Origin of the sequence: Geobacillus sp. DSP4a (assembly GCF_013096875.1) — a bacterium.
GTDB lineage: Bacteria > Bacillota > Bacilli > Bacillales > Anoxybacillaceae > Geobacillus > Geobacillus thermophilus.
Genome location: NZ_SDLD01000290.1, coordinates 1 through 253 on the forward strand (window position 1 = coordinate 1; position 253 = coordinate 253).

Below are 253 nucleotides of genomic sequence, written 5' to 3' on the forward strand. Positions count from 1 at the left end.
TCATACGGAACGACCAGCGATGGTAAAAAAAGGATAGCCATCGCTCGTTGTGTTGGTCAAAAAGTTATTCTGAAAAACTAAATAAAAAATCCTTTGTTTTGACCTTGTTAGGGTGCGAAATGTGAGTATGATGACGGCGGCGGTTTGTTTTTTGATTCCAGGCATGGTCATCAGTAAGTCCACTTCCTCCCGATACGGCTCGAGCAGGCGGTCGATGTGCTGGTCGACTTCTTCGATTAACTGCTCCAATTCC

General features: G+C 45.1%; 1 pseudogene. It reads right to left on the bottom strand.

Annotation, left to right across the window (positions count from 1 at the left end):
* Positions 1 to 111: 111 nt before the first annotated feature.
* A pseudogene (locus tag ETC02_RS18020) lies at positions 112 to 253 on the bottom strand (IS110 family transposase); the annotation flags it as partial.